The following is a 13,960-nucleotide window of genomic DNA, read 5'->3' as shown; positions in this document are numbered from 1 at the left end:
CTGAATTACTTAACTTTGCAATCATTCGAAGGGCGGCGGAGCCAGCACTTCACGATTACCATTATGCCCTTGTTCGCTGACAATACCCTGCGCTTCCATCTGCTCGATGATGCGCGCCGCTCGGTTGTAACCGATACGGAACTGACGCTGGACGCCGGAGATTGAGGCTTTGCGTTTCTGGGTCACAAAGTTTACCGCCTGATCGAACAGCGGATCCAACTCTTCGCCACCATCAAAGCCGCCACCGCCGCCTTCGCTTTCGCTGTCAGAGGTAATGCCGTCGACGTATTGCGGACGACCGCGCGCCTTCCAGTCCTGAACCACCGCGTGAACTTCTTCATCACGAACAAAGGCGCCGTGAACACGCACAGGGATCGTCGAGTTCGGTGCGGAATAGAGCATGTCACCCATACCTAACAGCGATTCCGCTCCGCCCTGGTCAAGGATGGTACGCGAGTCAATTTTACTGGACACGGTAAAGGCGATACGCGTTGGAATGTTCGCTTTAATCAGTCCGGTGATAACGTCAACCGACGGTCGCTGGGTTGCCAGCACCAGGTGGATCCCCGCCGCACGCGCTTTTTGCGCCAGACGAGCAATCAGTTCTTCCACCTTTTTGCCAACCGTCATCATCAGGTCGGCGAATTCATCCACCAGCACAACAATATACGGTAGTTTTTCCAGCACCGGATGCTGAACATCCATACTGTCACCCGGCTTCCAGTACGGGTCCGGAATCGGACGCCCCATGCGGGCGGCTTCAGCGATTTTCTCGTTATAACCGGCAAGGTTACGCACGCCAAGCGCCGACATCAGCTTGTAGCGACGTTCCATTTCATTGACGCTCCAGCGCAAGGCGTTAGCAGCATCTTTCATATCGGTCACGACTTCGGTCAGCAGATGCGGAATGCCTTCATAAACCGACAGTTCCAGCATTTTCGGGTCAATCATGATAAAGCGAACGTCTTCCGGCTGCGCCTTATACAGCATGCTGAGGATCATGGCGTTCACCCCAACAGACTTACCGGATCCGGTTGTCCCTGCTACCAGCAGGTGCGGCATTTTTGCCAGATCTGCCACCACCGGTTCGCCCGCAATATCTTTACCCAGCACCACAGTCAGCGGAGATGAGTTATCACGGAATTTAGCGTTATCCAGTACTTCACGCAGATAAACGGTTTGACGTTTTTTATTCGGTAACTCCAGTCCGACATACGGTTTGCCTGGAATAACCTCGACCACACGTACCGCTGCGGTCGACAATGAACGCGCCAGATCTCGCGACAGATTGGAAATACGCGCCGCTTTAACCCCAGGAGCCAGATTAAGCTCAAAGCGGGTAATCACCGGGCCTGGAGAGTAGTTCACCACATCGGCTTTAATGCGGAAATCCGCCAGACGCGCTTCCACCAGACGTGCCATTTGCTCCAGCGCGAACGTATCTATCGGCTCAACCTCGCTCGGCGGCGGTGTAAGCAGATCTAACGATGGCAGCGGCGTGCTTGGACGGTGCGCCGGACGGCTGTCGCCATTACGCATCAGCAGCGGATGGATCAGACTATCCTGCGGCGGCGGTGTAACAGGCTGCGCTGGCTGCTGATAATGCTGCTGCGGTGCAACAGGCTGCGCTGGCTGCTGATAATGCTGCTGCGGTGCGACAGGCTGCGCCGGTTGCTGATAATGCTGCTGCGGTGCAACAGGCTGCGCCGGCTGCTGATAATGCTGCTGCGGTGCGACAGGCTGCGCCGGTTGCTGATAATGCTGCTGCGGTGCAACAGGCTGCGCCGGTTGCTGATAATGCTGCTGCGGTGCAACAGGTTCCTGGTACTGCGGCGCAGGCTCCGGCATCACGCCAGGCGTAAACAGTGGCTCATGCGGCCCATCATCTACCAGCGTTTTCATTGGCGAAAATTCAAAGTCATCGAGCGAGAACGGATTCGCTCCGGCAGGCTGTTCACCGGAATAACGCTGCTGCTGAGAAGAAGCAAACTGGCGAGCCAGTTCCGCTTCTGCGGCTGAATCTTCGTCATCAGTCTGGTGGGTATCGTCCTGATACTCTTCGCCATAACGATGCTGCTGCGACTGAGCGAACTGGCGTGCCAGCTCGTCCTGCTGCATTGCATCCATTTCATCGTCATTGTACGCATCTGTATCAAGCTGCTCTTCGCGCGCTTTCTCTTCAGCCATACGCTGTGACGGCAGTTTGATGCCATACGACGCCAATTCCCGGCGAGTAGGCACGCGCACACGATTTGGGCGCGGTAACTGCGGGCCAATCCCCTCTTTCACCTGCGGACGCGGCGCACCGCTGCCCGCAAGGCTAAAGACAGGTACAGCTGCCGCTGCACCCGCCCCTAAAGCGGCGCTTTTTACACCGGCAGCCAGCGGTGCAACAGCAGCAACAGACTCAACGGGCGGTATGGATGCAGTCGTCGGCATAGATGGCGTAGACGGTTTAATACGCTCAGGCTCCTGAGCAGGTTCTGGAATCGGCTGATACCATGCGGCCAGTTGCTCACGCTCACGCGCACGTTTCTCTTCGACTTCTTCAAAGTAATAGAGCGGCGGACGAGTCGGTTTAACTTCTTCAACCACGGGCTCAGGTTCCACCACAAGCGGTTGTTCAACCACAGGCTGCTGGAACGTAGTGCTCTGTTGAGGGATTGATTCCTGCTGATAAACAGGTTGCGGCGCAGGCTCCGGCTGATAAGCAGGCTGCTGGAATGTGGCGTTCTGTTGAGAGGTCGGATCCTGTTGATAGACAGGCTGCAGCACAGGCTCTGGCTGATAAACAGGTTCCGGCTGCGGTGCGACTGGCTGCGCATAAACAGGTTCCGGCTGCGGTGCGTAATATTGCGGCTGCGGACTCTCCTCCACAACCGGCTGTTGCCATGGCTCATACGGCTGCTGCACCGGAGGTTGCGCGTACTGGGCTGGTTGCGGATAACCTTCAGGCGTTGGTGCAATCGCGGCATCACCGGTTTGCGGGCCTGGTGCGGATTGCCAGGCTACGGCTGGGGCCGGTTGCTCCATAACAGTGTTGGTCACGGGCGAGGTTTGCAGCAACGGATCTACCGGCGCGCTCCAGGCCTGAGCGGCCGTTGTAGCTGCAGCTGCTGCAGCCACAGGCTCGGTCACCGAGTGGCCGTTAAGCAGTGGGTCAAGCTCGTCATATTCAGGCAGCGTCGCGCGATTGCCGGAAAACAGCACATCGTTAGGATCGGCAACCACGCCACGGGCGCTGTATTCAATTTCGTCTTCATCATCCATGCGTTTGCCGGAGAACAGCGCCGCATCGGTGTGACGACCAAGCGGGTTGGTAAATTTCTCTGCCAAACGCTTACGGCGCGCTAACGCACCGCGCAGAATACGAGCCCGACGCGATTCATGGGGTTTGCCATCAGCGGCATCGACAGACTCTTCTTCATCTTCATATTCTTCGTCATCGACCCAGGTATCGTCGCGGCGGGTACGGTTGCTGGCAAACGTCAGGATATTGAGTAACCAGCCGCCCAGTTTTTCCGCAATGCTCACCCATGACCAACCGGTGAACAGCGTTAATCCCGCCGCCCAAATGCACAACAACGTCAGCGTGCCGCCGCTGCTGTGCAGTAAAGGTTGTAGCGTAGTGCTGAGCAGACTGCCGATCACGCCGCCAGAGGCGAAATACCAGATGTCATCGGCGTTAATTGCGGCCAGCCCGCAGGAAGTGAGAATCAGCGCCAGAACGCCAATAATGCGCAGCGAGACGGCAAAATAATCGACGTATTCGTCGCTGGCCTGGTGTCGCCAGGCAAACCAACAGCCGCCAACAATGATGACGGGAATGGTGTAGGCCATGACGCCAAAAATAAAGAACAGCGTGTCCGCCAACCATGCTCCGGGTATTCCCCCCAGATTATGGATAGGTTCATGCCATGCGGTTTGTGACCAACTGGGATCCGAAGGGTTAAAGCTGAGTAAGGCAGCCATCAACCAGACGGCAAAAAGGGCAATAAGGATCAGTAGCGCTTCCAGAAGTCGGCGCCCGCTGCTTAACTTCGTCAATGTGACGTCTTTGTCTTCAGTGTATTCCTGGCTCAAAAACGGCTCTCCAGGTTTCAGGCTTTTCCTGCCCGATGCTAAAACGGACAACAGCACCGGGTTACCCCGGCACTGTTGCTGTATGGATTAACAGGAGTGTAATCAAACTGCGTCGATTTTGCACCTGTTCCGTGTTAGCGCGTCTTAATTACCAGACGATTGCTCTGTTTGACTTCTTCCATGACTACATAAGTACGTGTGTCATTCACGCCAGGCAGACGCAGCAGGGTTTCCCCCAACAGCTTACGGTATGCCGACATATCCGGTACGCGTGTTTTCAGCAAATAGTCGAAATCACCGGAAACCAAATGACACTCTTGAATTTCTTCAAGTTTTTGTACTGCAGAGTTGAATTGTTCAAACACATCCGGGGCGCCACGATTCAGAGTAATCTCAACAAAAACCAGAAGTGATGCATCCAGATAATGCGGGTTTAACAGCGCTGTATAGCCCTGAATAAAACCCTGTCTTTCCAACCGACGCACACGCTCAAGGCAGGGCGTTGGTGAAAGTCCCACACGTTTAGAAAGCTCGACGTTAGAAATACGCCCATCCTTTTGCAGCTCATTAAGAATGTTACGATCGATACGGTCGAGATCTTTGCCAGGGCGCTTCTTACTATCTACCATTATTATTGTCTCTCTGTATTCCTTCCCTACTCCTGCCTGACTCTACCAACATCACTGTTCAGAGTCGCTACCCATCAAAATAAACCGCAACCCAGAGGGATTTTCGGTTCGCAATGTCTGGGTTTATGGTGAGAAGACCGTTGCCTGTCGGCGGCTATCGACATCACGAATGGCATCTGTCCACACCATGCGTAGATTTCGCTAACACGGTAAACATGGTATCTACATGCATGATTATGCAGCACATACATGACACAGTTTTTTTCTTCCTTGAATGTTTTCGCAAAACAGCAGGGGATTGTCAAAGCAAAACATCGATTTTTAGTACAACATGCCAGTTATTCATTCGCAGTGATGGAAAATCGTCATTTTATCACCTTATAACTGACCGATTTTAAGTAGAAATCGTTATAGTATTACGGCTGATCACCCCGTTCATCGGTTTCTGCTATTACACATATTGTTAACAAAATCGCCATACTCTTTTTTTACGTCTGTAAATTCCCTACAATCCTGCTCATTGCCTGCCAACAACTATGGGGATCTCATGGGCGCAACCAAACACAGTAAACTTCTTATTCTGGGCTCTGGCCCTGCGGGGTATACCGCTGCGGTCTACGCTGCACGCGCGAACCTGCAACCGGTACTGATTACCGGTATGGAAAAAGGTGGTCAGTTGACCACAACAACAGAAGTGGAAAACTGGCCTGGCGATCCGCACGATCTTACTGGCCCGCTGCTGATGGAACGTATGCACGAACATGCGTCCAAATTTGACACTGAAATCATTTTTGATCACATCAGCAAAGTTGATCTGCAAAACCGTCCTTTCCGTCTGACCGGCGACAGCGGTGAATACACCTGTGACGCACTGATCATCGCCACCGGCGCTTCAGCACGTTACCTGGGTCTGCCTTCAGAAGAAGCATTCAAAGGCCGTGGCGTTTCCGCCTGCGCGACCTGCGACGGTTTCTTCTACCGTAACCAAAAAGTTGCGGTGATCGGCGGCGGCAACACCGCTGTTGAAGAAGCGCTATATCTGGCGAATATCGCATCTGAAGTGCATTTGATTCACCGTCGCGACAGCTTCCGCGCGGAGAAAATTCTCATCAAACGTTTGATGGATAAAGTTGAAAACGGCAACATCGTGCTTCACACCCACCGCACGCTGGAAGAAGTGACCGGCGATCAAATGGGCGTAACCGGACTGCGTCTGCGCGATACGCAAAACACTGACAACGTGGAATCACTTGACGTTGCCGGGTTATTTGTCGCTATCGGTCACAGCCCTAATACCGCTATTTTCGACGGTCAGCTTGAACTGGAAAACGGCTACATCAAAGTTCAGTCCGGTATTCACGGCAATGCCACTCAAACCAGCATTCCGGGTGTCTTCGCAGCCGGTGACGTGATGGACCATATTTATCGCCAGGCGATTACGTCTGCGGGCACGGGCTGTATGGCCGCGCTTGATGCAGAACGTTATCTCGACGGTCTGGCGGACGCTTGCAAATAAGTTTTACAAATCAGTAACAAAAGTAAAAAAGGCGACTATAAGTCGCCTTTATTTTTGCCTCGTTGTAACATTGCCCTGCCCAAAAATTCCAATAACTCACCTGCTAAGCGTGCAATGAATAAAACCCGTCAAAAAGAGCTGACCCGCTGGTTAAAACAGCAAAGTGTAATTTCCCAACGATGGCTGAACATTTCGCGCCTGTTGGGGTTCGTGAGCGGCCTGTTAATTGTCGCTCAGGCCTGGCTCATGGCCCGAATTCTGGACCATATGATCATGGCCAATATTCCCCGAGAGGCGCTTCTGCTTCCTTTCATCGTGCTGGTATTGATTTTCATCCTGCGGGCATGGGTCGTCTGGTTACGCGAACGGGTCGGGTTTCACGCAGGGCAGCATATTCGCTTTGAAATTCGCCGCCAGGTGCTTGACCGTCTGCAACAGGCAGGTCCGGCCTGGATACAAGGCAAACCGGCCGGGAGTTGGGCCACGTTGATCCTGGAGCAGATTGACGATATGCATGATTACTATGCACGTTATCTGCCGCAAATGGCGTTGGCCGTATGCGTCCCCTTATTGATCGTGGCGGCGGTATTCCCGTCAAACTGGGTGGCCGCCCTGATTCTGCTTGGAACTGCCCCGCTGATCCCGTTGTTTATGGCGATGGTTGGTATGGGTGCTGCCGACGCTAACCGCCGCAATTTTCAGGCTCTTGCTCGCCTCAGCGGCCATTTCCTCGACCGCCTGCGTGGCATGGAGACGCTAAGAATCTTTGGTCGCGGTGAAGCCGAAACGGAAAGCATCCGCGCTGCGTCACAGGATTTCCGCCAGCGCACTATGGAAGTCCTGCGCCTGGCTTTCCTGTCATCCGGTGTCCTTGAGTTCTTTACCTCCCTGTCCATCGCACTGGTCGCGGTTTACTTCGGCTTTTCCTACCTTGGCGAACTCGATTTTGGACACTACGGCACAGGTGTCACATTGGCTGCCGGCTTCCTCGCGCTCATTCTGGCGCCGGAATTTTTCCAGCCCCTGCGCGATCTGGGCACTTTTTATCACGCCAAAGCACAAGCCGTTGGTGCAGCAGACAGTCTGAAAACCTTCATGGAAACCCCGCTTGCACATCCTGAGCGTGGCGACATTGAGCTGACAACAAAAGACGCTGTTTCAATTGAAGCACGAGATCTGGTCATCACCTCGCCGGAAGGTAAAGTGCTTGCAGGCCCGCTCAACTTTACCCTGCCAGCGGGCCAACGCGCGGTGCTGGTTGGCCGCAGCGGCTCCGGAAAAAGTTCGTTGCTCAATGTCCTGTCCGGATTTCTCTCTTATCAGGGATCGCTGCGAATTAACGGCTTTGAACTACGTGACCTGTCGCCTGATTGCTGGCGCAAACAGCTGTCCTGGGTTGGACAAAATCCGCAACTCCCTGCCGCCACGTTACGCGATAACGTGCTGCTCGCTCGCCCCGATGCCAGCGAAGAACAACTGCAGGCCGCACTCGACAGCGCCTGGGTCAGTGAGTTTTTACCGCTACTGCCGCAGGGTGTAGATACACCAGTAGGCGATCAGGCGGCTCGACTTTCTGTCGGACAAGCGCAGCGCGTTGCCGTGGCTCGCGCCTTACTCAACCCGTGTCAGTTGCTGCTGCTTGATGAACCCGCCGCCAGCCTGGATGCACACAGCGAACAACGCGTGATGCAAGCGTTGAACGCAGCGTCACGCCGCCAGACTACGCTGATGGTGACACACCAACTTGAAGACCTTGCCGACTGGGATGCTATCTGGGTGATGCAGGACGGACAGATCGTTGAACAAGGCACTTATGCCGAACTTAGCGCAGCCAACGGGGCGTTTGCGACATTACTGGCTCATCGTCAGGAGGACATCTAAATGCGCGCTTTGCTACCTTATCTGACGCTGTATAAACGTCACAAATGGATGTTAACCCTGGGGATCGTTCTGGCGATCGTCACACTGTTGGCAAGTATTGGTTTGCTGACGCTTTCCGGTTGGTTCCTGTCGGCTTCTGCTGTGGTGGGTGTCACCGGGATTTACAGTTTTAACTATATGCTCCCTGCCGCCGGGGTACGCGGTGCGGCAATCACCCGCACCGCGGGCCGCTATTTCGAGCGACTGGTCAGCCACGACGCGACGTTCCGCGTGCTGCAACATTTGCGTATATATACCTTCAGCAAACTGCTGCCGCTCTCTCCTGCTGGCCTGTCCCGTTATGGACAAGGTGAATTGCTTAATCGCGTGGTGGCGGATGTCGACACGCTCGATCATCTCTATTTACGCGTGCTCTCCCCGCTTGTAGGCGCTTTTGTCGTCATCATGGTGGTCACGCTGGGGCTAAGCGTTCTCGATTTCACGCTAGCTATTACTCTCGGCGGTATTATGCTGCTGACCTTATTTATCTTGCCCCCACTCTTTTATCAGGCAGGTAAAAGCACCGGGCAAAGCTTGACGCATTTACGTGGGCAGTATCGTCAGCAGTTAACATCCTGGCTGCAGGGCCAAGCTGAACTGACCATCTTTGGTGCCAGTGAACGTTACCGCGCCCAAATGGAAGCCACCGAGTTGCAGTGGCATGAAGCTCAACGACGTCAGTCTGAATTAACGGCGCTATCACAGGCGGTCATGCTGTTAGTCGGCGCACTGGCAGTGGTTGTGATGTTATGGATGGCCTCAGGTGGCGTAGGTGGCAATACCCAGCCGGGTGCGCTGATCGCGCTGTTTGTCTTCTGTGCGCTGGCCGCATTTGAAGCATTAGCACCCGTCACCGGCGCGTTTCAGCATCTCGGACAGGTTATTGCCTCTGCGCTGCGCATCACCGAACTGACTGAACAGCAGCCAGAAGTCACCTTCCCGGATGCCGGTTCCCCGGTTTCTGAGCAGGTCACTCTCACACTACGCGATGTATCATTCAGTTATCCGGGACAAGCACAAAAAGCGCTCGACACCCTTTCCCTGCAGGCTCAGCCCGGTGAGCATATTGCGATTCTCGGTCGCACCGGATGTGGTAAGTCAACGTTACTGCAATTGCTCACCCGCGCATGGGATCCGCAGCACGGCGAAATTCTGATTAATGAGCAGCCGATTTCAGCCCTCAGTGAAACCACGCTGCGCCAGAGCATCAGCGTCGTGCCACAGCGCGTGCACCTGTTCAGCGCGACGCTTCGCGACAATCTTCTACTGGCGGCACCGCACGCCAGTGATGACACATTATCCGCGATGCTGCGCCGCGTCGGTCTGGATAAACTGCTTGAGGGTGATGGACTCAACGCCTGGTTAGGCGAAGGGGGTCGACAGCTTTCTGGTGGCGAACTTCGTCGTCTGGCTATCGCTCGTGCCTTATTGCACGATGCCCCACTGATGCTGCTGGACGAACCGACCGAAGGGCTTGATGCAACAACAGAAAGCCAAATGCTTGAATTAATTGGCGATGCCATGCGTGATAAAACCGTATTGATGGTGACACATCGTCTGCGCGGCTTGTCACGTTTTGATCAAATAATAGTGATGGACAACGGACACATTATTGAGCAAGGTAATCACGCAGATTTGTTAGCCCGGCAGGGGCGTTATTACCAGTTTAAGCAACGTCTGTAAGCTATTATTGAACGATCAAACTCGCGTAGTGGAGTTTCGCAGTCATGCGCCTGGTGCAATTGTCCCGCCATTCTATAGCCTTCCCTTCACCGGAAGGCGCTTTACGCGAGCCTAACGGTTTGTTGGCGCTTGGCGGCGATCTCAGCCCAGCCCGACTGTTAATGGCCTATCAGCGCGGAATTTTCCCGTGGTTTTCGCCTGGAGACCCCATCCTTTGGTGGTCGCCCGATCCACGCGCCATTCTTTGGCCCGAGAAATTTCATCTCAGCCGCAGCATGAAACGCTTTCATAAAAACTCGCCTTATCGCGTGACGCTCAATTACGCGTTCGGTCAGGTGATTGAAGGCTGCGCGAACGACCGGGAAGAAGGCACCTGGATAACGCATGATGTAGTGGACGCCTACCATCGCCTGCACGAACTGGGCCATGCGCACTCCATTGAAGTGTGGCGAAAAAATGAATTAGTGGGCGGTATGTATGGCGTGGCGCAAGGTACACTATTTTGTGGCGAATCAATGTTCAGCCGTCAGGAAAATGCGTCCAAAACCGCACTGCTTGTTTTTTGCGCTGAATTTATCCGTCAGGGCGGGAAATTAATCGACTGCCAGGTATTAAATAGCCACACAGCTTCGCTGGGCGCCGTCGAAACCCCTCGTCGGGAGTACCTTGAACACCTGAGCAGACTGCGCCAGCAGCGGCTACCGAGCCATTTCTGGGTTCCCAGGACGTTATTTTCGCCTCAGGGGTGAATGTTTTCGGCACATTTTTTGTCGGGGTGTTATAATTGTCGCGCAGAGTTGGTTTAGCCCATTACCCCGCCGCCGTTAAGGAACAGTTCGCGTCAGGCAACGCCTATCGTTTATCTCCTCGTTCCCTTACACGTTGCGCTTTAAGTGCGGCTTTGCCGTGTGTGGTTAGAGTAATGCGCCAAACCCGATTTGCTGTGTTTTAAACGCACAAATCTTTACTTATTAAAAGAACTTCGGCATTATCTTGCCGGTTCAAATTACGGTAGTGATACCCCAGAGGATTAGATGGCCAAAGAAGACAATATTGAAATGCAGGGTACCGTTCTCGATACGTTACCTAATACCATGTTCCGCGTAGAGTTAGAAAACGGTCACGTGGTTACTGCACACATCTCCGGTAAAATGCGCAAAAACTATATCCGCATCCTGACGGGCGACAAAGTGACTGTTGAGCTGACCCCGTACGACCTGAGCAAAGGCCGCATTGTCTTCCGTAGTCGCTGATTGTTTTTAACGCCCGAATGGCGTCCAGATAATAAAAGGTCGGTTTAACCGGCCTTTTTTGTGGGCTGAGGATATGTATTTAATCCTCAATCATCCGCGCATATTCTTCCGTTAAGAAATCTACTAAAGCGCGCACTGACGGCAATAATCCCCTGCGTGATGGAAAGACTGCGTGAATAATTTCTCGTTTCGGTTCCCAACCGTCGAGCAACGCCACAAGTTCACCCGCGGCTAATTGATCTTTTACCATCAGTTGCGGAAGTTGCACTACCCCCACGCCGGCAACTGCGGCTTCACGTAGCGCCAGCATATCGGTGGTAATCATTCGCGGCGTGAAATGCACCTCTGCCCGCGCGCCCTGCGGGCCAAATAACTCCCAACGATGTACATGTTTGCCCGAGGCGAGACTCAAACCAGGCCAGCGTGTCAGCTCTGCCGGAGAGTGTAGCGCCCCCATTTGCTCGATTAACTGCGGGCTGGCATACAAACGATGCCCCCTGTCCGCCAGCACGCGCATCACCAGGTCGCTATCCTCAAATGGCCGAGGCCTGACACGAATCGCCACGTCCAGGCCTTCTCCAACAACGTCAACACGACGATTTGTCGCCTCCAGTTGTACTGATACGTCAGGATAACGCGCCATAAAACGAGCAAGCATTGGCCCGATATGCACATGCAGCAACGTGACCGGGCACGTCAACTTCACCACGCCACGCGGTTCAACCTGTAACGCGGCAATGGCATCCTGCGCCGCCTGCGCTTCAACCAGCATCGCCTTACAGTGTTCGTAAAAGGTTTGCCCCACTTCCGTCACGTTAAACTGGCGGGTGGTTCGCTGAATCAGTCGAACTCCCAGCCTCTCTTCCAGTTGCGCTATCCGTCGGCTTAGTTTTGATTTCGGTTCATCAAGCGCCCGACCCGCCGCCGCGAATCCTCCTTCCTCTACAACATGCACAAACCATGCAAAATCATTGAGATCTGGCTTCGTCATCTAATTGTCCTATTTATGAGACAGTGAGAACTATTTTAGCTACTACTCAGCTCGCTGTCATGAATATAAGCTTATTCACATCAAGATAACGCCACTGAGGAGACACAAATGAAACACGTAACAGGCGTCTACACCGCACCTCGCCCGCACTGGGTTGGCGATGGATTTCCGGTTCGCTCGATGTTTTCTTACCAGTCTCATGCTGAGCAACTAAGTCCGTTCCTGCTGCTGGATTACGCCGGTCCACATACGTTTACGCCGGGTAACGAAAAACGCGGCGTAGGCGAGCACCCTCACCGTGGTTTTGAGACGGTGACCATCGTTTACAGCGGCGAAGTTGAACACCGTGATTCAACCGGTCGCGGCGGCATTATCGGCCCCGGCGACGTGCAGTGGATGACCGCGGGTGCAGGAATATTACATGAAGAGTTCCATTCACCAGAATTTACCCGTCAGGGCGGCGAACTGGAAATGGTACAGCTGTGGGTCAATCTGCCAGCAAAGGACAAAATGGCCGTTCCGGGTTACCAGGGCATCAACAGCGATGTGATCCCCTCTGTCGCCCTGCCTGATGAAGCAGGAAGCGTTCGGGTGATTGCGGGCAGCTATCAGGATACAAAAGGCCCGGCACATACCTTCTCGCCGCTGAACGTTTGGGATATGCGTTTACAACGTAATCATCAGCTCACGTTGTCCCAGCCGGAAGGATGGAGCACTGCGCTGGTGGTATTGAAAGGGAATATCACCGTAAACGGCACTACGTCTGCCAGCGAAGCGCAACTGGTGGTGCTGAGCCAGCAAGGGAAAACGCTGCATATTGAAGCCTCCAGCGACGCCAGCGTGCTACTGCTTTCTGGAGAACCGTTGAACGAGCCGATTGTAGGTTACGGTCCGTTTGTAATGAACACGAAACAAGAAATCGCTGAAGCCGTACGCGATTTTAACTCCGGCCGCTTTGGCCAAATCTGAATCGAAGGAGAAGAATATGTCCAGTCCTGCAAACTTTAATGGTTCACGTCCGGTCATCGATGTAAATGATTCCGTCATGCTGCTTATCGATCATCAGAGCGGGTTGTTCCAGACCGTCGGCGACATGCCAATGCCAGAACTGCGTGCGCGTGCCGCCGCGCTGGCTAAAATGGCGACCCTGGCGAAGATACCTGTGATTACCACGGCATCCGTACCGCAGGGACCTAACGGCCCGCTGATCCCTGAGATCCACGCTAATGCGCCACATGCCCAATACGTGGCGCGTAAAGGCGAAATCAACGCCTGGGATAACGAAGACTTCGTGAAAGCGGTCAAAGCAACAGGTCGTAAGACGCTGATTATCGCCGGTACGATTACCAGCGTGTGCATGGCTTTCCCGGCTATCAGCGCGGTTGCAGAAGGCTATAAGGTCTTCGCAGTGATCGACGCTTCCGGTACTTACAGCAAAATGGCGCAGGAAATCACCCTGGCTCGCGTTGTTCAGGCTGGCGTCGTGCCGATGGATACCGCCGCCGTCGCGTCTGAAATTCAGGGCACATGGAACCGTGAAGACGCCGCCGAATGGGCAGAAGTGTATACCAAAGTCTTCCCGGCTTATCAGTTGCTGATCGAGAGCTACAGTAAAGCCCAGGAAGTCGTGACCAACGGCGAAAAACTGGACTCTCAGCGCTAATCTTATCCTCCGCGCCTGCCTGGGCGGAGGAATATGTATATTGCGTAACCAAACGAGAGTTAACACGTAAATTCTGCTTGACCGTTTTAGCGCAACTCCCTATAGTAGCGCCCCGTTGCCCCCCAAGCGGTAAGGCAGCAATACAATATGGTGAGGTGTCCGAGTGGCTGAAGGAGCACGCCTGGAAAGTGTGTATACGGCAACGTATCCGGGGTTCGAATC

10 protein-coding genes are annotated in these 13,960 nt (G+C 54.0%); 7 read left to right on the top strand and 3 right to left on the bottom strand.

Going from position 1 to position 13,960, the window contains the following annotated elements:
* Window positions 1–21: 21 nt before the first annotated feature.
* Together ftsK and lrp are read right to left on the bottom strand one after the other, a co-directional pair.
* A complete protein-coding gene (gene ftsK, locus OGV89_RS19935; RefSeq protein WP_262143850.1) occupies window positions 22–4,083 on the bottom strand; it encodes a DNA translocase FtsK in 4,062 nt (1,353 codons plus the stop codon).
* Window positions 4,084–4,217: 134 nt separating this feature from the next.
* Entirely contained in the window at window positions 4,218–4,712 is a 495-nt protein-coding gene (gene lrp, locus OGV89_RS19930; protein ID WP_002439523.1) for a leucine-responsive transcriptional regulator Lrp, read from the bottom strand.
* 547 nt (window positions 4,713–5,259) lie between these two features.
* Between lrp and trxB the strand changes: the two genes are divergently transcribed.
* The 5 genes from trxB (at window position 5,260) to infA (ending at window position 11,084) form a co-directional block, all read left to right on the top strand.
* Entirely contained in the window at window positions 5,260–6,228 is a 969-nt protein-coding gene (gene trxB, locus OGV89_RS19925; RefSeq protein ID WP_003035727.1) for a thioredoxin-disulfide reductase, read from the top strand.
* Between the two features lie 114 nt (window positions 6,229–6,342).
* Window positions 6,343–8,109 (top strand): heme ABC transporter permease/ATP-binding protein CydD, encoded by a 1,767-nt coding sequence (gene cydD / locus OGV89_RS19920; protein ID WP_174329433.1) that lies wholly within the window; start codon window positions 6,343–6,345, stop codon window positions 8,107–8,109.
* Window positions 8,110–9,831: a heme ABC transporter ATP-binding protein/permease CydC gene (gene cydC, locus OGV89_RS19915; RefSeq protein ID WP_196614662.1), complete on the top strand. Its 1,722-nt coding sequence runs from the start codon at window positions 8,110–8,112 to the stop codon at window positions 9,829–9,831.
* Between the two features lie 44 nt (window positions 9,832–9,875).
* On the top strand, window positions 9,876–10,580 hold the full coding sequence (aat, locus tag OGV89_RS19910) for a leucyl/phenylalanyl-tRNA--protein transferase (RefSeq protein ID WP_003035721.1): 705 nt from the start codon (window positions 9,876–9,878) through the stop codon (window positions 10,578–10,580).
* A 285-nt stretch (window positions 10,581–10,865) separates the two neighbouring features.
* Window positions 10,866–11,084 (top strand): translation initiation factor IF-1, encoded by a 219-nt coding sequence (gene infA, locus OGV89_RS19900; RefSeq protein ID WP_002211347.1) that lies wholly within the window; start codon window positions 10,866–10,868, stop codon window positions 11,082–11,084.
* Window positions 11,085–11,163: 79 nt separating this feature from the next.
* Here the strand turns inward: infA and OGV89_RS19895 are convergent, their stop codons facing one another.
* Window positions 11,164–12,075: a LysR family transcriptional regulator gene (locus OGV89_RS19895; protein ID WP_003847025.1), complete on the bottom strand. Its 912-nt coding sequence runs from the start codon at window positions 12,073–12,075 to the stop codon at window positions 11,164–11,166.
* Window positions 12,076–12,183: 108 nt separating this feature from the next.
* On the opposite strand from OGV89_RS19895, the gene OGV89_RS19890 reads away from it, so the two are divergent.
* Window positions 12,184–13,044: a pirin family protein gene (locus OGV89_RS19890; RefSeq protein ID WP_003847027.1), complete on the top strand. Its 861-nt coding sequence runs from the start codon at window positions 12,184–12,186 to the stop codon at window positions 13,042–13,044.
* A gap of 16 nt (window positions 13,045–13,060) precedes the next feature.
* Window positions 13,061–13,738, top strand: coding sequence for an isochorismatase family protein (locus OGV89_RS19885; protein WP_003035382.1), 678 nt, complete (start codon window positions 13,061–13,063; stop codon window positions 13,736–13,738).
* Window positions 13,739–13,960: the final 222 nt, after the last annotated feature.

The organism is Citrobacter sp. Cf125, assembly GCF_030333935.1.
GTDB classification, from domain to species: Bacteria; Pseudomonadota; Gammaproteobacteria; order Enterobacterales; family Enterobacteriaceae; genus Citrobacter; species Citrobacter freundii.
Note: the sequence above shows the minus strand (reverse complement) of the source record. Positions and strands in the feature narration are given on the sequence as shown.

Excerpts from the sequence above, each read along its gene's own strand:
- lrp (WP_002439523.1), bottom strand. The coding sequence starts at position 4,712 with ATGGTAGATAGTAAGAAGCGCCCTGGCAAAGATCTCGACCGTATCGAT.
- trxB (WP_003035727.1), top strand. The coding sequence starts at position 5,260 with ATGGGCGCAACCAAACACAGTAAACTTCTTATTCTGGGCTCTGGCCCT.
- cydD (WP_174329433.1), top strand. The coding sequence starts at position 6,343 with ATGAATAAAACCCGTCAAAAAGAGCTGACCCGCTGGTTAAAACAGCAA.
- cydC (WP_196614662.1), top strand. The coding sequence starts at position 8,110 with ATGCGCGCTTTGCTACCTTATCTGACGCTGTATAAACGTCACAAATGG.
- aat (WP_003035721.1), top strand. The coding sequence starts at position 9,876 with ATGCGCCTGGTGCAATTGTCCCGCCATTCTATAGCCTTCCCTTCACCG.
- infA (WP_002211347.1), top strand. The coding sequence starts at position 10,866 with ATGGCCAAAGAAGACAATATTGAAATGCAGGGTACCGTTCTCGATACG.
- OGV89_RS19895 (WP_003847025.1), bottom strand. The coding sequence starts at position 12,075 with ATGACGAAGCCAGATCTCAATGATTTTGCATGGTTTGTGCATGTTGTA.
- OGV89_RS19890 (WP_003847027.1), top strand. The coding sequence starts at position 12,184 with ATGAAACACGTAACAGGCGTCTACACCGCACCTCGCCCGCACTGGGTT.
- OGV89_RS19885 (WP_003035382.1), top strand. The coding sequence starts at position 13,061 with ATGTCCAGTCCTGCAAACTTTAATGGTTCACGTCCGGTCATCGATGTA.